This is a genomic window from Roseobacter sp. HKCCD6576-2, assembly GCF_013179285.1.
Taxonomy (GTDB): Bacteria; Pseudomonadota; Alphaproteobacteria; order Rhodobacterales; family Rhodobacteraceae; genus Rhodophyticola; species Rhodophyticola oceani.
In genome coordinates this window covers 936,746-953,582 of the sequence record NZ_WVNW01000002.1, presented here as the reverse complement: position 1 = coordinate 953,582, position 16,837 = coordinate 936,746, and the positions used below count along the sequence as shown (strand labels likewise).

Sequence of the window (16,837 nt, the reverse complement as noted above, 5' to 3'; positions counted from 1 at the left end):
ACCTAAGCAATCGGGCGTTCGAGACGCGCCCCGACAGTTGTCGGGATCACTCGTCTTTGGCGCTAAAAGGGGAGTTTGGGTTCACTGTCGTCGCGCAGTGACGCGACAACACGTTCCACAGTTCTCGTGTGCACGTCAACCTCGGCAGCAATCTGGGCATGGCTGAGACCTTGATGCCATAGCGTCTCGATCCGTGCGCGCCGTCCACCAGCACCGCCGATATTGCCACAAGGTACCTTGAGCGTTCCATGCCCGAGCAGCTTGGAGAGTTGCTTGGCAGCCTCGAGGCCTACGATCTGCGACAGTTCAGAACCAGGCTTGGGTGTCTTGGGCACATATACGGCCCGTCCGCCTCTCGCCTCTGCCAAGCGCACAGCAACCTGCTCGCTGATCTCCTCTGCGATCATGGCCAGCACACCCGGCAGATATGGCTTGAAGCTCTTGTTCATTTGCGCCGCCGTTGCCCTCGACGGGTGCGTTTCTTGACGGGTACGCAGGTCGTGACGGCTTTGCCCCGAAGCTTGTAAGTGACGCCATTCACAGTAACGCCGCTCGGATCGGGCAGTTCTTCGATCAACAGCGCGTCAATCTTGCGGCCGATCCGGCGGCGCAGGCGTTCGACATCAACCAGTAGAACGCGCTCGAGATACCGCACCAGGGCGTGATCCGTGATATGCACGACGGGTTTCTTCACCGCTTCAGCTCTACACCTTCACGGGCGCACCAGTCCTTCAGCGCATTGATGATCTGGCTGATTTGGCGATGGTCGCGCAGGGTGTCCACGTCGATCGGTACCGACTTCCATGTCCCCTCAAAGCGCGAGCGGATGAATTTGTTGAGGCCAGCGCGACCGGGTTCGTGCAGGGCACCTGCCTCGCCGAGCTTGCGCCAGAGTACATGCACGAGGCGCAAATCGCCACGGGGCGCGGCCTTGTAATCGCGCCGTTTAACACCCCGTTTAAACCCGCCTTTCCAACCGCGCTCTTTCAGGTGATTGACCACAAGTTGCAGGTCCGCTTCCGACATGTCGCGCATCGATGCCTTACCGCAGGCCGCGATCTGGATATTGTGACGGGCGTCGGCATCAAGGCCGAGATCGCGACATGCGATGTGGATTTGTTGCTGGAGCGAGCGGGAGGTTTTCAATGGATCACACCGCCGCCAGGTCTAGCGGGATTGGCTGGCGCATGCCGGTCTCTGTATCGACCTCGTAGAACCTGATGTAAGTCTTGGAACTGGTCACGCGCACCGCGTCTGAGATCGCATCCATTGCGCGCTTCCATTCGGCATCGTCGATATCCAGGCGGCGCAATCCCAGCACGCGGCCAGTGTCGATGCGGCCTTCCGTGTTGACCTGGAAGGCGTGATTAACCAGCGCACGAATGTTGTCGTTTGCACCCTCCGACCAGCGCTCGACGCAGGTGTCAATCAGCTCCTTAGCGGCTTGCAGCTCCGGTCCGAATGACAGGTTATCGGAGACAGCCACCTGCATCTCGAACTTTCCGTCGAAGCTGCGCAAGGTCATGTTGCCCTTCGCGCCACCTTTGCTCGCACCATATTTCTCGGCGACCAGGGCGCGGAAGGCATCCGCCTCATCCAGTGCAGATCCCTTAAAGGCCGACAGGGAATTACGGAGCGACTGCGCGGACCCGGCAAGACGACGCACCAGCTCGTCCTCGAGCTTGTGTTCCGGTTTCACTTTCGCTTCCGGTACAAGGTTGCCCTGGGCGTCTTGCATGTATCCTTCGGGGATCATGTCCGTTCCTTTCGTGTGGTTCTGAATTCAGGGTATGTGCCCGCGTCGATCCGAGCATCGACAGGCGAGAGGGTGCCGGAAAGGGCGATCACCGCAGCCATCGCGGCGACCTCCTCACACGTCACCAGCGTGGTGCCCCGTTGACCGAGCAGGTCCACCTTGGTGACGCCGCTGGCAGCTAAGCCAAGCATCTCTGCTTCGGTCCAACGCTCAGCCATGAGACACCGCTTTCGAAAGCAGGCTTGCCTCAAGGAGAGACGTAGCAGCTTCGCCAGGGGTCAACTCCTTGGTCTGCTCGTAAAGTGTCAAAAGCTCATGAAGTCGATCAGGCAAGACCACTGAGGAACCGGGGCGCTTGGAAGTCTCGGTCATCGCTGTTTTGAAATACGGGATGACCTCACCCCGCGTGCGCGCTTTACGGATTTCAGAATAGACCTTGTCCTGCGAGCACTTTACCAGCTTGGCGATCTGTGTCGGTGGGATACGCTTCTTGGCAAGTGTCACGATCTTGGAATGCAAATCGCTCATGATTGGCTCTCCCTTGCGTTTCGAGGGCAGTGATTACAGGCACGGAACATGCGGACGCGCAGCATGTTGGCGTTACCGAACTGGCGGGACTTCTTTCGCCAGTCGTGGCATTCATTCGAGGGTATTGATCCGAGCGCCGGGCATTCAATCGTGCCGTTCATGAACACGCCGCGCACGCAGTCTTCGACAGCGGCCAGATCGCCGTTGTATTTGTTCTTCAGCACTTGGTTGACCAATGCGCCCGAGCGGTCGAGACGACCGGCCACCTGACGTTGCGAACTGGCTGAACATTCTTCGGCGAGGCGGATCACCCAATCCGGCGCATCTGCGCCCCAGCTTTGTGTCACGGTTTCCAAGGGCGCGCTCATTGGGCGGCTCCCGGATAATAAGTGACTTCACGGATATTCGGATCGAAGACTTGCTTCACGCGCTGGATTTGGGGAGGCAGCGGCCCGGTGTAACGCACGAACTTATAGGTGGCCTGCCGCTTGCCGGGCACGGCCTTCTGGATAACGCGCAGATACTGAGCCTTCAGCAACATCGAGCAATAACTCTTTGCCGTAGCCTCGGTGACAGACACGGTGTCGGTGGTCGAATGCACCATGATGTCGCGCGGTGTGAACTGCCCGAGCATCCGCATTGACCGCCACATATTCTCCGTACCTTTGCCCTGGGTGACGGGCTGACCGTTAGGCCGAATGCGCGGTGGATGAATTCCTGCATCACGCACCAGGACGTAACGGCCACTGTCTTCGAAGGTGGAATGCTCCTCAACGTAACCGCCTGCCATGAGACGCTTCACGTAGTCCGTGATCGTCTTGTTATGGATGTCGGTGTTCTCGTGGATTTCACGTTTGGTGAAGGTGTTCAGGCGACGGATTTCGGCCCAGACGCCGTCCATGCCCTGCGGCTTTGGTTCTTTGTTCAACTGATCGATAGGTTTACGGGTCATACTGATTTCCCCTCCGCTTCAATGAGGTCGGCGAGATTGCGCAAGAACGCGACGACTTCTGAGCGATCATGCTCATGAGGCTGAAAACACGCGGCGAGGTTCTCAACGCTCTTGGGGTCAGCGCGCTCCGCGAATTCAGCGACTACCCACATCGTATGATCTTCGTCGGCGTAGAGGAGGGCTTCGGCCATCTGTCCACGCAGCACATCAGCATTGAACTGAAAATCGCTCATGCTAGCTCCCTCCGAGGCTTGGGCGCGGCGCAGGCGAAGAACGCCTGATCTCCCCACGTCGAAAGATCCACTCGCTCGACGCCCCGAGTCCGGGCGAACTCGGCAACGCGACCGAGGTTTACACAGACGCGGCGAATAGAATGCTGTGAGGCTTTGAGCAGGTGTTCCTTGAAAGCAGGATCAAGCGCCACATCCGCGCAATACAGGGTCGCCAGATGGTCGAGGTCCGCCATGCACGCGGGCAATGCAGGCACCCAGTCCAGCATGCGGCCATGGATGTTTTCCCAGCGTTGTAGATCCTGCGGCAGGTTCTCTTCGCCGATCAGAATGATCGTGTTACCGCTGCTCTCATAGATGTCCCGCAGGATCCCGATGATGCTGCGCTTGACCAGATACTGCGCGTCATCCACGATCAGCACCTTTTCGGAGAACATCAGCTCCTGGGCGATCTGATCGACCATATCGGCAATCGTCTTGGCTGGCTGAAGGCTCATTTCACCAAGGATCGCTTGGCACAGTTTCCTGCCCGTCCAACTCTCTTTGACCTGAACTTGGAGCGCGTTGAACTTGTTTGCGGCGTAAACCGCAGCCGTGGTCTTGCCGTAGCCCGAATAGCCATAGAAAGTGGCCATGCCAGGCAACCCCAAGGCGCGCTCGTTGACGCGATGGATCAGGGTGACCAGGGCGGTCACATTCCTGAGCGGCGCAACGCTGTTGTAAAGCTGGTTCGTCTCTGACATCTTTCCTCCTGTCTCTGGGCCTTGCCGCCCGTTTCATTGCCGTTCGCGCGGGTTGCAGCCCGCGCGGCGGCTTCACTCAAACCACACGAAGTGATCTCCAACGTCTTGGTGCATGTCGCGATGCGCGAAGTATTCCGGGGATCCTTGGTAGCCCCGCAGCCAGTTGGCCAATCCTGCGCCGATGTCCTTCCCGGCTGATAACTCTCGTTCGAGCGTCACAGCGCGGCGATAGCGATCGATCGGCTCTTCTTCCTTAGCTTTGGCCTTCTTGCGTTCTTGTTCCGCATAGAACTGCTCTTGGAAGGCGATGACTTCGGCCTCCTGCTCTGGCGTCATCTTGTCCTCGTATTCAGGACGCGCCACGCGGGCGGCCACGGGTCGGGCATCACCCTTGGGCATAGCCACGATCTTGTTTTCAGGGACAACCGGATCAGAGGCCGGGATCGCATCAAGCTGCGCTGCGATCTCTTTCTGACTGAGGCGACGCTCGGCCGTCAGCAGTTTGCGATGCGCCCTGCGGAATTGCGCTTTGGCGCGGGCGTTCTCTTTCGCTGCCGTGAGGTCGCGGAAGCCCTTGGCAAGCTGGCATGGAGCAAAGCCCATGAACTCGCCGGTCAATTCGTAGATATAGACGCCCGATTGCAGATCCTCGATGTCGAAGCGGACGATGACGCGTTTGCCCGCATATTCAGACATCCAGTCCGACCAGAAATAGTTACCGAAGGCGTGAATGCGGCCGTGGTTCTTCTGCATGGTCAGCGTCTTCTGACCCATCAGCCAGAGGCGCTTTTGCTCATCGGTGGCACGGCGAATGGCTGAGCGCTCATAGCTCTCGGCAAAGGTTATATCGAAGCTGCGGCCATTCGCGGTTTCCGACATCCGGCCGACACGAGCGTTATGTTCCTTGATGCGCTCATCAACCACCCGAATGAAGTCTTTGATCGGAATGGCGCGGGATTTGTAGTTCTCCGGCTTGGCATCTGGCCGATTGCCGACATAGGCACCGGCAAAGCGGATGTCCTTGGCAATGTCGCTGGCAAAGTCGCGGAAGGTCCGCTCGACCGGCTTGGCCTGACCATGGCCGGGCGTGGCCCAGTGGATTTGAATGCCGAGGAGTGGCAACACGCCCATCGGATCGTCGTCACGCGCCTTGCCGCGATAGCGCGTCTTCACGCCCCCGCTCAGCCATTTGGCGGCGAATTCGCGGCCGTTGTCGAAGGTGCAATGCTCGGGGATACCCCAGTTCTCGACCATTTCTCCGAAGGCTGACATTACTGCAGCCTCGTTGGGCGTATGGTCAATGCGCCAGCTCAGAACCTTACCCGAATAGATGTCCTGGAAGGCAACGATCTGGCAGCGATCAATATAGCCGTCATCCCATTCCGTGAAGACATCGAACTTGTGGCAGTCGGCATTCACATGCTCCATCGCATGCATGTCGAGCTTCGATCTGATCATCGGCGGGAAGCATCGCTCAAGCCCGGCGATGCCTTCGCGTGCGTAGACTTGAACGACCCGGGGCACCTGCTCATTCAGGCGGCGGCGCGCGGTGCGATCGCACAGAACGGTCCAGCCGTTGTTGCGAGCAATCTTCTCGGCATCGCGCCATGCCTGGGCAAAAGTCGGGCCTTCAAGCTGCAGAAACAGACCCTTTAAATGGTCCATAAACTCTGGGCTGCATTGCGCAGACGGCTCTTTGCGCGCACCCGCCTTGTTGCGCGGCGCGAGAAGGTAGAGCCAATCCGCTTCAGGATGCCCCCTAACCAGCTTGAACCAGTTCCAAATCGTGCGATCGCCGATATCATGCATAAGCGCCACTTGGCTCACCGCAAAAAATCGCGTCAGGCCCGAGCGCTCGTGCGTCAGCACCTCACACAACACCTTTTTGCGGAGTTGCGCCTTGGCTTTGACGGCTTCGGGCAGGCTCTCGTAGTAGGCTTGCATATCAGCCAAATCAGGCGCGACATCCTGTCGGGCCTGATCTGGGAGCCTTGTATCGTTCAAGAGCTTGCGACGCGACGCGATCGGAAAGAGCTGCCAGTTGTACTCCCAACCTCCACCCTTGCCTGAACGTTGGCGACACCATTCCGGGTGCTCGCGCCATCCCGATCGCTTTGCAAGCGCGTCGACGTTCTGCCGAGTATTGGGCACGTCTGGTAGCCGGGCATCAGCGATCTCGGTGGCAGTCCACCAAACCTTTTCCGGGCTTAGCGTAGGCAACGTTACAGTCCTCCATCCAGGTCTTTGAGGAGGCTCAGCAACTCGACACTTTGATCGGCGACAAAGCGGCGCTTCATTTTCATGGGCGTGCGTTCCCAAGCAACCGCGAGCTTCTGGAAGGCGACAGCATCAAGATCCTTCGCGTTCGAATTTCCGGGCTGCAGTTTGCCCAGTGCGTCAGCGACCGATTTGACCTCACCGCTCGAGAGGCGACCGACGATGTCCGCGCGAACGATCGGCTCTCCAATTTTTGCAAGCGCCATCAGATCTTTGAGCTTCAAAGGTTCCTTGGCAGCCGCAAGCTCAGCAACCTCACGTGGGCTGAGCGCGTTGCCAATCTGGATGAAGTTGCGGATGTGGCGTGCGCTCAACTCACGCTTTTCAGCTACACTTTCAGCAAAGGAAATTATTTCCGTTGCTGATTTCTGGCGCGCTTTTCCCCCTGCAACACCAGCCTTCGTTTCTGGATACATTCGTTCATAGACGCGCTTGCGCTCAGCAAGGAATACGCTGAGTTCGAGGTTACTCAGATCTGCACCGGAAAGGTTGTCGTCAATCTCCATCAGGCGGGCAAAGTCATCAGTGACATCAGCCCAAACACGCGCCGGAATGGTCTCCCAGCCTAGTCGCCTGGCTGCTTCAAGGCGGTGTCCACCCGCCATCAAAACAAGTGTTTTACCGGAAGCGCGCCGTTTCTTGCGCACATGGATCGCGTCCTTGATCACACCCAACTCTTCGATCGAGGCGATCAGGCTTTGTACGCCCGCGTCCGACACAGGCCGCAGCCGGTTCTCGGCATCTACCTCAATGTCAGAAAGGGGTAGTCGCTGGATCTTGGGTTCAGAGATTTTCGTCACGCTTTAGCATCCTTTTGGGCTTTTCTTGAGCCGGTAGTAAAACAGCCGTTGACCATCCCTGATCGCCTGTCGGCAGGTGATCTCGGCTCCGTTTTCGCGCAGCTCAGCAATGACCGAATTGACTGCGCAAATGTCTGCCGCCCTTGACAACTCGTAGGTTGTGATCTCGCCCCGGGCCTCTTGAAGAACCTTCAAGGCGCGGCGCAGGCGCGGGGAGGTATGCAGGCGGGCGTGATGCATCAGGACAGTGCCCAGCCAAACAGCAGGAGCAGATAGCAGATGCCAAATAGGCTGACGGCCCCGATCAGATCACCAACCCAACTATCATCCAGCCAGCGTACCGCACGTTTGAGTTGGCCCCAGCACCGCGCTACAGGCAAACGCAGGCTGGAGCCGTTCCCGCCTTTGGGTGCGTGACCAACCTTGGGCGGGATCTTTGTGAGTAGCGTTGGGGATTTGGCATCTCCATGATACTTCATCATCCGCGCTCCTTTTCATGAGCAGCACGGCAGAGCATGTGGGCATGCTGGCCAATCCTGTTTGACGCAATTGTCAACGCTGAACCGTTGGCGGGATCGGTGATGCCGTGACAGACCTCAATGGCAAAAGCGACCTTCTCCTCATCGGTCATGCCAAGCGTGGCCTCACGAGCCATTTCGACAAGCTTGACGGGTGTGCCGATCATTCCGCCGCCACCTTTCTTGGGTCGGGTCGCTCAATGCCTGACGGCCATTCAATTTCTTGATCTGGCCAATGATCAGAAAACCACTGAGCGACCTTGTGCGCCGTCTTTAACGTGCATCCAGCGCCGTCTTCCTTGAGACGACGAAAGAACATCCCGTCACCCCGTGCGAGATAAGAAACTCTCCAGTGAGAAATGCCTTTATGCTTCGCGTAAAGATCGCAGAGTTGGATAAGGGTGCGTTGGATATCATTCATCATGCCCGCATAAGACAGAAATATCCTCACACAATCAAGATATAAATCACCTTAGTACGTAAGATATTTTTATCTTGCGAATCGGAGACGTTTTGCAGATCACTTAGAAATGGCGCTTGCTAAACGACACAAAGAGGACGCCAGTGACTGGCTCCGCGCTGTCATTGAAGAGGCGCTCGAATCAAAAGGCGTGTCTGCGCGCCAGGCATCTCTCGATGTGGTTGGGCATGATGGACTAATTAGAGATATTCGCGCAGGTAGGCTTCCGAGCATCGATAAGCTTCAAGCACTATCTGAGTACTTCGGTCTGGAACTCTACATCGGTCCACCGATCTCTCGTGAGGCTATAGAAGACGCCAAAAAAAGAGCCTCAGTTTTTTCGGACGCCGAACGTTTGGCTGCAGCCATCTCGGCTGTTGAAGAGGGCCTGTCGCAAAGCAGGCGAAAGATGAAACCTGCAAAGAAGGCAGAAGTTATTCTCCTTGCATATGAGTTGCTCGGTGATGTTGAAGATGGTGCTGAGGAAAAGATTATTCGTTTAATCAAGGCGGTGTAACTTCAAACTCAGGGCAGCAGCAAATGAAGGATTCCCGCGAAAGGGAGCAAGAACTTCTAAAGAAGATTTCGGAGGCTGTTCGCGATGCCTCGACAGACGAAGAAAGCAAACCTGAATCTGGCAGCAGCTACTTCATAGCTGGGGGCGATATCTTCAATATAACTTACAAATACGACCGTGGTGATGTGCCCCATGAACCCCCAGGAGTGCCTTGGGGTGCTGTGCCAAATCCAGGGGTTCGAAAGCTGGAGGCTCCACTCACAGACGTGCAACGCCACTGCACAAGACGGTGGATTTACGCTAAGTGTGCTAGCTTGGGAAACCAGACGTTATTCGTTGATTACTGTGAGCTGCATTTCGGCACGTCCACACTGTCTCAACTCTCAGATGATGAGCTAGTTGACGTGTTGGAATGGCTAGGTCGCCAGCAAGGTTAAAGTGAAAATCGTGCAAGTTGCCCGAAACTCCTACGCCGATCAAACCCTATCTTTTTCTTTAAAAGATAGGGGTTTGGCCTAACTTGCACGGATGGAAACAAACTTGCACGCCAACGTGCATGTTCGGAAAATCGCCAGAGCCGCAAGCTAGCCGCTCACCGCCTCATGGAACCCTTGTAAATAAGCGTTTAAACTTGGTTTAAGAGGGACGATACAAGGATCGGCACTGAGCGTCACGACAGTCAATCGCCGCGATTTCCGCCTGCACTGCATGACAAGCTTTCACGCTCGTGACACAGGCCGTGCTTGTTAATTTTCCTTTTATTTTCAATGAGTATTCGGGGTTGTCCGGGTTCAGACGGGATAGTTCGGGGTACTGTAATAATCTGTGTCAACTAACAGCGAGTCACTATGGCTTTCGAGGATGTGCGCGTGCTCCCTGCTTTGGTCGAACCTGTGGATCAAGCTGAACGCGTCTCGGGCGGCGTCCGAGTCATCTTTGAAGGCTGACAAGTAAGTCATGCTTGAGCGTTCTTCTCTGCCTCCTTGGTGTTCTGCGGAGGCTGACAAGGTCCGATTGCTCTCGGCTCGAACTGTCATACTCACGCTGTCTTCGCCCTTGTTTTCGGGGTTGAATGCCCCCGTTGCCACCACTAGTAAGGCGCAAATTCTTTGAGGGTGCCACCGCCGGTGCCCATGTCACCTATGTGAGGACCCCTATGAACGTCACCGAGACGCTGAACGACGGACTGAAACGCGCCTATGAGATCACCATCACGGGTGCTGAGCTGGACGCGAAGGTGGATGAAAAACTGGCCGAGGCACAGCCCGAGGTCGAGATGAAGGGCTTCCGCAAAGGCAAAGTGCCGATGCCGCTGCTGAAGAAACAGTTTGGTCAGCGTCTGATGGGCGAGGCGATGCAGGAAACCGTCGATGGCGCTGTGCAGAGCCAGCTTGAGGAAAGCGGCGATCGCCCGGCGATGCAGCCCGAGATCAAGATGGTCAATGAGGACTGGAAAGAGGGCGACGATATCGTCGTTGCGATGTCTTACGAAGCGCTGCCCGAGATTCCGGATGTGGATTACAAGAAGCTGACGCTTGAGCGGCTGGTTGTGGCCCCAGGTGAGGCGGATGTGGAAGAGGCGCTTGGCAAGATTGCCGAGAGCGCACAGAACTTCGCGACCAAGAAGGGCAAGGCTGCCGATGGCGATCAGGTTGTCATCGATTTCCTCGGCAAGGTGGATGGTGAGGCGTTCGATGGCGGCGCGGCCGAAGACTATCCGCTTGTCCTGGGCTCAAACTCCTTCATCCCGGGCTTTGAAGAGCAGTTGATCGGCACCAAAGCCGGTGAAGAGAAAGACGTCGAGGTGTCCTTCCCCGAGGAGTACCAGGCCGAGCATCTGGCGGGCAAAGCCGCCGTGTTTGAATGCAAGATCAAAGAGGTCAAAAAGCCGGTGCCTGCCGAGGTCAATGATGATCTGGCCAAGCAATATGGCGCCGAGGATCTGGCCGCCCTGAAAGGTCAGATCGAAGAGCGGATGAAAGCCGAATACGCGGGCGCGGCCCGGCAAGTGCTGAAACGGCAGCTCTTGGATCAGTTGGATGCGCAGGTTGCGTTTGATCTGCCGCCGTCGCTGGTCGATGCGGAAGCCGGTCAGATCGCGCATCAGCTGTGGCATGAGGAAAACCCTGACGTGCAGGGCCATGACCATGGTGAGATCGAAACCACCGATGAGCATAAGAAACTTGCCGAGCGCCGGGTGCGCTTGGGCCTGCTTCTGGCCGAGCTGGGGCAGAAGAACGATGTGCAGGTGTCCGATTCCGAAATGACCCAAGCGATCATGAATCAGGCGCGGCAATATCCGGGCCAGGAACGGGAGTTCTTTGAGTTCATCCAACAAAACCAGCAAGCGCAGCAACAGCTGCGCGCACCGCTGTTTGAAGACAAGGTTGTCGATTTCGTGTTCGAGATGGCCGATGTCGCAGAGAAAGACGTCTCGAAAGATGACCTGCAAAAGGCCGTCGATGCGTTGGAAGACGAAGCTTAAGCGACGCTCCCGTTCTCAAAATCAATCAAGGCCGCCTGTTTGAGCGGCCTTTTTTGTTGGGGTTTTCATAAATTTAAGACGGGAAAGTTGCAAACGAAATTACTTTTCGACAGGATCATTACCAAAATAATCTGCGAGGGTTCCATGCGTCTGTTCTTGTCTGTTCTGCTTCTTTCTTTTGGTCTCGTCGGTACGGCGATTGCCTGTCCGCAACCGCAACAGGCGGTGCAAAGTTTCAGCTATACCGGTGACTTTCTCTGGCAGCCGCGAACCCACAACGTGACGGCAGGGGGAGATGTCAATCTTGAGCGGTGCCGATTGGCGCCGACGACGATGCGCGGGTTCGTCATTGCCCAACCTGATTTCTCGTTCCAGTTGAATGGCATGTCGGGCTACGATCTGGCGATCGATGTGTCCGAGGCGAATTGCGACACCGTCTTGTTGGTGCGCGATGCCCGCGGCAACTGGATTTTCGATGACGATAGCGGCAGCGGGTTGAATGCGTATATCCGTTTGAGCCGCCCTGGCAACGGGCGCGTCGATGTTTGGGTCGGAACATATGATCGATCCTTGTGCGATGCGCGGCTCCGCGTGGAGACCTGGCGCTAATCCTCGAAAAAACGGATCTCGCCTTAGGTTTTTTCTATGCCTTTGGCGGGAACCTGCCTATCCTCGACGCACGCCCAGTTCGGGCGGTCCGACCTCGTGCCCGGTTTGATGTTTATTGACCTCATTGCATATGGCTGCGGCATGGCGACCGGGCATTTGACCTTCATCCCGATCGGGGGTCTGCGCGCCCTGGGCCGGATGTTTGATGTAGACACGGCAAACGGGAGGGAATTGATATGAGATTATTCCTCGCCAGTATTTTTCTATTTTTTTCGATGGGCGTGGCCGCGATGGCCTGTCCGAATTATCAACTCGCCAGCGGCGCGTTTAGCTACACAGGCGACACGCTTTATACCCCCACCACCTTCGGCGTGCAGGCTGGCGGGTCAAACGCGCTCTCCAATTGCGGTTTGGGCGGTTTGGGCTCCGGGTATTTCCGCTCGGCACCGGATTATTCCTTTGATTTGAGTGGTATGGACCCCTACCGGTTGGTCATTGATGTAGACAGCCAATGCGATGCAGCGCTTTTGGTGAATACCGCCAACGCGCAATGGCTGTTCGATGATGACAGCAACGGAAATCTTGATCCGCGGATCGAACTGACCAATGCGGCGCAGACCAACGGGCGCGTCGATGTTTGGGTCGGTACCTTTGGTGGCGGTTCCTGCAGTGCAACAGTGACTTTGGAGACTTTCTTCAACCAAGCACCAGCCCCGGCCCCGGCACCCACGCCGCTCCCGGCCTCTTGCCCAACTTGGAACTTGCAAGGTGCGCAGGTGACACTGACGGGACAGCAACTCTACACACCGCAGCGCTTTGGCGTTCAGGCTCAAGGTGGCACGGCCGCGTCGTCTTGCGGCGAGTTCCAAGGTGCCGGGTATTTCAGCGCAGCGCCGCAATATTCGTTCTATCTCAGCGGGATGGACCAATACCGGCTTGATCTGGATGTGGTGGCCGATTGTGACACCACGCTTTTGGTCAACACCGCCGATACGGTTTGGCATTTCAACGATGACGGCGCGGGCTATCCGAACCCGAGCCTGAGCTTGACCGGCGGTCAGGCGTTGAATGGCCGGGTCGATGTCTGGGTCGGCAGCTATACCGGCCAAAACTGCAACGCGACGCTGAATATGGAGACCTTCTTTGCCTCGGCGCCCCAGCCCCAACCGCAACCACAGCCCGCCGGCGGCTGCCCGACCTTCAATATGTCGGGGCAGCAACTGACCTTGACCGGTCAGCAGCTTTACAGCCCGCAGGCCTATTCGGTGCAAGCTGGCGGCGGGACCCCGGTGAGCAACTGCAATATCGGGGCAGGCGGATATGCCAATGCGGCGCCGCATTACACCTTCTTCCTGAGCGGGATGGAGGAATATCGCCTGGCCATCGATGTGGACAGCCAATGCGACTCGACGCTGATCGTGAACGCGGCCAACGGCCAGTGGTTCTATGATGATGACAGCAATGGCAATCTGGACCCCCGGATGGACCTGCGGGGTGCGAATTTGCTCAACGGCCGAGTCGATGTTTGGGTCGGAACATTTGGCGGAGGTGCTTGTCCTGCCACGCTAAATATGGAAACTTGGTTTAACTGAACGGGTGTTCCGAACGGCGGTTTTGCTGCGGGGCATGTCCGCGGTAAAGCCGCCCTTTGGGGCGGTGTTTTCACTGAAACCAAGAATGGAAGACTTACATGAAACGCTTAATTGCGGCCGTTTTTGTGCTGTTTGGCCTGGCCGTGCCAGCTTTGGCTTGCCCGACATTTGATACAACCGGGGCAACCTACACCCTGACCGGGGATCAACTCTACAGCCCGCAAAGCTATTCCGTCGTTGCGGGTGGACCGAACCAGCTTCGCAACTGTGGCTTTCAATACTCCGGCAGTGTGATTTCGTCCCCCGATTTCTCGTTCTATCTGAGCGGGATGGACAATTACCGTCTGGAGATCGAAGTGACATCCGCCTGTGACACGGTGCTCTTGGTCAACTCGGCCAACACCACCTGGTTCTTCGACGATGATTCCCGTGGCAATCTTGACCCAGTGATCAACATCCGTGGCGGCGAGCATCTCAATGGCCGGGTCGACGTTTGGGTCGGCACCTATAATGGCGATTATTGCGACGCCACGCTTGAGATGGAAACCTGGAACAACTAATCCAGGCCAACTGCATCTGACAAAACTGGAAAACCCGCCATGATGGCGGGTTTTGCTTTTTCCATGGGCGCACTCTTCTGGGGACAGCGCTTCGTCGGGCACGAAAAAACCGCGCCCATAAAAGGCGCGGTTTTGATTTGTGATGACCCGATGGGGATCAGGCGGTCTCGTCGCCGTCTTCCTCAGTGGCCACGTCTGCCGAGGTCTCGTCGGCACTCTCGGCGGGGGCTTCTTCCAACTCATCGAGCTGTGCAGCGCCGATATCGTCGAAGAGCTCCGCGATCTCGAACTCGGCAGCCGCTTCTTCTTCGGCGGCCAATTCCTGGATCGATTTGCCGGAGGCTTGCAACTCGGCCTCTTCGGTCGAGCGGGCCACGTTCAGAGTGATGTCCACCTCGACCTCAGGGTGTAGGACCACATGAACGGTGTGCAGGCCCAGCTCTTTGATTGGGCGGGCCAGTGCCACCTGTTTACGGTCAATTGTGAAACCATCCGCCGTGGCCGCTTCGGCCGCGTCGCGGGTGGTGACAGAGCCGTAAAGTGCGCCGGCATCAGAGGCCGAGCGGATCACGACAAACTGCTGACCAGCGAGCTTTTCGCCCATCTTGTCGGCTTCGGCCTTGGTTTCCAGGTTCTGCGTCTCAAGCTGAACTTTCTGAGCCTCAAAGGCTTTCAGATTCGCTTCATTGGCGCGAAGAGCCTTTTTCTGCGGCAAGAGGTAGTTGCGCGCATAGCCCTGCTTCACAGAGACCACATCGCCCATCTGACCGAGTTTTGCCACGCGTTCTAGAAGGATAACGTCCATTGGTCAGTCTCCTTATTTCACGGCGTAGGGCAGGAGGGCCAGGAACCGGGCGCGTTTGATGGCCTGGGCCAGTTTGCGCTGGTTTTTGGCACCCACGGCGGTGATCCGCGACGGGACGATCTTGCCACGCTCAGAGATGTAGCGTTGCAGAAGGCGGGTGTCTTTGTAGTCGATCTTCGGCGCGTTATCGCCCTCAAACGGGTCGGATTTGCGACGGCGGAAAAACGGTTTTGCAGCCATTGGTCTAGATCCTTCCCTTAGCGGCGCTCACGGCGGTCGCCGCGTTCGTCACGTTTTTGCATTTGGACCGAGGGCAGTTCGGCATGTTCGTCGACCTTGATGGTCAGAACCCGCATCACGTCATCATGCAGACGCATCAGGCGTTCCATTTCCTGCACGGCGGGGGCCGGTGCGTCGGAACGCATATAGGCATAGTGGCCTTTGCGGTTCTTGTTGATCTTGTAGGCCATGGTTTTGACACCCCAATACTCGTGATCCACGAGGGTGCCGCCATTGTCGGTCAGCACGGTGCCAAAATGTTCGATGAGGCCTTCGGCTTGCGTGTTGGACAAGTCCTGACGCGCAATCATGACATGCTCATAGAGCGGCATGTTATCTCCAGTTCATATCAAAGCGTGTTTCAAAGACCGGGGCGTATCCTCCGCCCCCCGGTCACGAGAGACCACGCCGGTGCAAAGCAACGACGGAGGAAGGGCGTCTTATACAGGCGTTCGGCCATGATGCAAGGGGTTTGGCCGCGTTTTGGGGCATCGTTTCAATGGTGGGTTTTGGGTGCGCCGCTCTTGGTTCTTCGGCGGATTTTTGCCCGTGCGCCCACGCACACAGAGTGTTGAGACAGCTTGAATTGCCATTTCTGTGGAAGACCCGAGTTTTAGACCTACGTGAATTCGATACGCCAGGGAGTCATATAACCATGAAACGCCTTCTTTCCTCAGCTGCGGTTTTGGCCGCGTTGTCTGCAACCCCCGCTTTGGCCGATGCCGAGCTTTACATGCTTGATGCCTCGCACAGCCAGATCGTGTTTAGCTGGAACCATCTCGGTCTTTCGACCACCTATGGCATGTTCTCGGGCTTTGAAGGCGAGATCATGTTTGACGCCGACGCGCCGGAAAACTCGTCCGTCTCGGTCGCGATGCCCACCACCTCGATGTTCACCGGTTGGGAAGCGCGCACCGCGCATATGCTGAGCGATGATTTCTTCGCCGCTGCCGAAGGCGACATGATCAGCTTTGCCTCCACCGGGATCGAGGTGACTGGCGATGATACCGCGCTGATCACCGGCGATCTGACGATTGGCGGCGAGACCGTCGAAGTGGTGCTGGACGCCGTGCTGAACTCCGCCGGGCCAAGCCCTTTGCCGCAGATGAACGGCGCGTTGGTGGCCGGATTTGACGCCACCACAACCCTGAGCCGGACCGAGTTCGGTCTGGGCGCGTTCACACCCTTTGTGGGCGACGAGGTGACGGTTCAGATTTCGATCGAATCGATCCGTGCCGAAGATATGGAAGGTTAAGCGAGGCCGACACTCACGGGCCTTGGGGCCGCCCTTTCGGCAGGGCGGCCCATTTTTTTGTGGACCCGCTCATGGCAAACTGGGCGGAGTGATAGGAGGCGGTGATGGCGGAACGGATCGATTGGGAGGGGATCAAGGCCTTGGCTTTGGGCCTGGACCTGCCGGAGGTTGTGGAGGCGACCAGTTGGGGGGAGCCTTGTCTGAAGGCACATGGCAAGCTTTGGGTCTGGTGGAGTCCGCATGAGGACGTGCCGGTGTTCAAAGTGGATCGGGATATGCGGGACGTGTTGCTTGAAGCCGAGCCCGACCGGTTTTTCACCACCAATCATTACAAAGCGCATGCGTTGATCCTGGTGCGGGTGGATCAGTTTGATCCTGTTTGGGCAGAGGCCAATTTGCGCGCGACTTGGCGGGCAATGGCGCAGAAGCGGTTTCTAAAGGCCTGGGATGCGCAGAACGGCGGCTGAGCCG

General features: G+C 57.2%; 24 protein-coding genes. 7 read left to right on the top strand and 17 right to left on the bottom strand.

Features of this window, described 5'->3' with window-relative positions:
• Window positions 1–62: 62 nt before the first annotated feature.
• From GTF44_RS11815 to GTF44_RS11750, 14 genes are all read right to left on the bottom strand, one after another.
• The gene (locus GTF44_RS11815; RefSeq protein ID WP_171558913.1) at window positions 63–449 is read right to left on the bottom strand and encodes a helix-turn-helix domain-containing protein; all 387 of its coding nucleotides are present in this window, start codon (window positions 447–449) and stop codon (window positions 63–65) included.
• The gene (locus tag GTF44_RS11810; protein WP_171558915.1) at window positions 446–694 is read right to left on the bottom strand and encodes a hypothetical protein; all 249 of its coding nucleotides are present in this window, start codon (window positions 692–694) and stop codon (window positions 446–448) included. Before GTF44_RS11810 ends, GTF44_RS11815 begins: the two co-directional genes overlap by 4 nt.
• A complete protein-coding gene (locus GTF44_RS11805; RefSeq protein ID WP_171558918.1) occupies window positions 691–1,146 on the bottom strand; it encodes a regulatory protein GemA in 456 nt (151 codons plus the stop codon). Before GTF44_RS11805 ends, GTF44_RS11810 begins: the two co-directional genes overlap by 4 nt.
• A gap of 4 nt (window positions 1,147–1,150) precedes the next feature.
• Complete coding sequence (locus GTF44_RS11800; protein ID WP_171558921.1) at window positions 1,151–1,756, bottom strand: DUF3164 family protein; 606 nt, start codon at window positions 1,754–1,756, stop codon at window positions 1,151–1,153.
• A complete protein-coding gene (locus GTF44_RS11795; RefSeq protein ID WP_171558669.1) occupies window positions 1,753–1,974 on the bottom strand; it encodes a hypothetical protein in 222 nt (73 codons plus the stop codon). The genes GTF44_RS11800 and GTF44_RS11795 overlap by 4 nt, the downstream gene beginning before the upstream one ends.
• Window positions 1,967–2,284, bottom strand: coding sequence for a hypothetical protein (locus GTF44_RS11790; protein ID WP_171558924.1), 318 nt, complete (start codon window positions 2,282–2,284; stop codon window positions 1,967–1,969). Before GTF44_RS11790 ends, GTF44_RS11795 begins: the two co-directional genes overlap by 8 nt.
• Window positions 2,281–2,652 carry a hypothetical protein gene (locus GTF44_RS11785; protein ID WP_171558926.1) on the bottom strand — a complete coding sequence of 124 codons (372 nt, stop codon included), beginning with the start codon at window positions 2,650–2,652 and terminating at the stop codon, window positions 2,281–2,283. Before GTF44_RS11785 ends, GTF44_RS11790 begins: the two co-directional genes overlap by 4 nt.
• On the bottom strand, window positions 2,649–3,236 hold the full coding sequence (locus GTF44_RS11780; RefSeq protein ID WP_171558929.1) for a hypothetical protein: 588 nt from the start codon (window positions 3,234–3,236) through the stop codon (window positions 2,649–2,651). The genes GTF44_RS11785 and GTF44_RS11780 overlap by 4 nt, the downstream gene beginning before the upstream one ends.
• A complete protein-coding gene (locus tag GTF44_RS11775) occupies window positions 3,233–3,469 on the bottom strand; it encodes a hypothetical protein (protein WP_171558932.1) in 237 nt (78 codons plus the stop codon). Before GTF44_RS11775 ends, GTF44_RS11780 begins: the two co-directional genes overlap by 4 nt.
• A complete protein-coding gene (locus GTF44_RS11770) occupies window positions 3,466–4,209 on the bottom strand; it encodes an AAA family ATPase (RefSeq protein ID WP_171558933.1) in 744 nt (247 codons plus the stop codon). Before GTF44_RS11770 ends, GTF44_RS11775 begins: the two co-directional genes overlap by 4 nt.
• Window positions 4,210–4,281: 72 nt before the next feature.
• Entirely contained in the window at window positions 4,282–6,429 is a 2,148-nt protein-coding gene (locus GTF44_RS11765) for a transposase domain-containing protein (RefSeq protein WP_171563843.1), read from the bottom strand.
• Between the two features lie 2 nt (window positions 6,430–6,431).
• The gene (locus tag GTF44_RS11760) at window positions 6,432–7,286 is read right to left on the bottom strand and encodes a ParB/RepB/Spo0J family partition protein (RefSeq protein ID WP_367383369.1); all 855 of its coding nucleotides are present in this window, start codon (window positions 7,284–7,286) and stop codon (window positions 6,432–6,434) included.
• A gap of 3 nt (window positions 7,287–7,289) precedes the next feature.
• Window positions 7,290–7,526 carry a helix-turn-helix domain-containing protein gene (locus tag GTF44_RS11755; RefSeq protein WP_171558939.1) on the bottom strand — a complete coding sequence of 79 codons (237 nt, stop codon included), beginning with the start codon at window positions 7,524–7,526 and terminating at the stop codon, window positions 7,290–7,292.
• 238 nt (window positions 7,527–7,764) lie between these two features.
• The gene (locus tag GTF44_RS11750) at window positions 7,765–7,971 is read right to left on the bottom strand and encodes a hypothetical protein (RefSeq protein WP_171558941.1); all 207 of its coding nucleotides are present in this window, start codon (window positions 7,969–7,971) and stop codon (window positions 7,765–7,767) included.
• A 363-nt stretch (window positions 7,972–8,334) separates the two neighbouring features.
• Here GTF44_RS11750 and GTF44_RS11745 point away from each other — a divergent pair, with 363 nt between their 5' ends.
• The 5 genes from GTF44_RS11745 (at window position 8,335) to GTF44_RS11720 (ending at window position 14,027) form a co-directional block, all read left to right on the top strand.
• Window positions 8,335–8,781 carry a hypothetical protein gene (locus GTF44_RS11745; protein ID WP_171558945.1) on the top strand — a complete coding sequence of 149 codons (447 nt, stop codon included), beginning with the start codon at window positions 8,335–8,337 and terminating at the stop codon, window positions 8,779–8,781.
• Between the two features lie 1,156 nt (window positions 8,782–9,937).
• Window positions 9,938–11,266, top strand: coding sequence for a trigger factor (gene tig / locus GTF44_RS11740; RefSeq protein WP_171558948.1), 1,329 nt, complete (start codon window positions 9,938–9,940; stop codon window positions 11,264–11,266).
• 144 nt (window positions 11,267–11,410) lie between these two features.
• Window positions 11,411–11,875: a hypothetical protein gene (locus GTF44_RS11735; protein WP_171558951.1), complete on the top strand. Its 465-nt coding sequence runs from the start codon at window positions 11,411–11,413 to the stop codon at window positions 11,873–11,875.
• 236 nt (window positions 11,876–12,111) lie between these two features.
• Complete coding sequence (locus GTF44_RS21965; RefSeq protein WP_216364962.1) at window positions 12,112–13,467, top strand: hypothetical protein; 1,356 nt, start codon at window positions 12,112–12,114, stop codon at window positions 13,465–13,467.
• Between the two features lie 98 nt (window positions 13,468–13,565).
• Window positions 13,566–14,027, top strand: a complete 462-nt coding sequence (locus GTF44_RS11720) for a hypothetical protein (RefSeq protein ID WP_145208130.1) — start codon at window positions 13,566–13,568, stop codon at window positions 14,025–14,027.
• 157 nt (window positions 14,028–14,184) lie between these two features.
• Here the strand turns inward: GTF44_RS11720 and rplI are convergent, their stop codons facing one another.
• From rplI to rpsF, 3 genes are read right to left on the bottom strand one after another with little or no spacing between them, the layout of a single operon-like run.
• Complete coding sequence (rplI, locus tag GTF44_RS11715) at window positions 14,185–14,832, bottom strand: 50S ribosomal protein L9 (protein WP_171558953.1); 648 nt, start codon at window positions 14,830–14,832, stop codon at window positions 14,185–14,187.
• A 12-nt stretch (window positions 14,833–14,844) separates the two neighbouring features.
• The gene (gene rpsR / locus GTF44_RS11710; protein ID WP_135372649.1) at window positions 14,845–15,072 is read right to left on the bottom strand and encodes a 30S ribosomal protein S18; all 228 of its coding nucleotides are present in this window, start codon (window positions 15,070–15,072) and stop codon (window positions 14,845–14,847) included.
• Between the two features lie 17 nt (window positions 15,073–15,089).
• Window positions 15,090–15,443 carry a 30S ribosomal protein S6 gene (gene rpsF, locus GTF44_RS11705; protein ID WP_145208134.1) on the bottom strand — a complete coding sequence of 118 codons (354 nt, stop codon included), beginning with the start codon at window positions 15,441–15,443 and terminating at the stop codon, window positions 15,090–15,092.
• A 323-nt stretch (window positions 15,444–15,766) separates the two neighbouring features.
• Here rpsF and GTF44_RS11700 point away from each other — a divergent pair, with 323 nt between their 5' ends.
• Together GTF44_RS11700 and GTF44_RS11695 are read left to right on the top strand one after the other, a co-directional pair.
• Window positions 15,767–16,366: a YceI family protein gene (locus tag GTF44_RS11700; protein ID WP_171558956.1), complete on the top strand. Its 600-nt coding sequence runs from the start codon at window positions 15,767–15,769 to the stop codon at window positions 16,364–16,366.
• Window positions 16,367–16,470: 104 nt separating this feature from the next.
• A complete protein-coding gene (locus GTF44_RS11695; protein ID WP_171558959.1) occupies window positions 16,471–16,833 on the top strand; it encodes an MmcQ/YjbR family DNA-binding protein in 363 nt (120 codons plus the stop codon).
• Window positions 16,834–16,837: the final 4 nt, after the last annotated feature.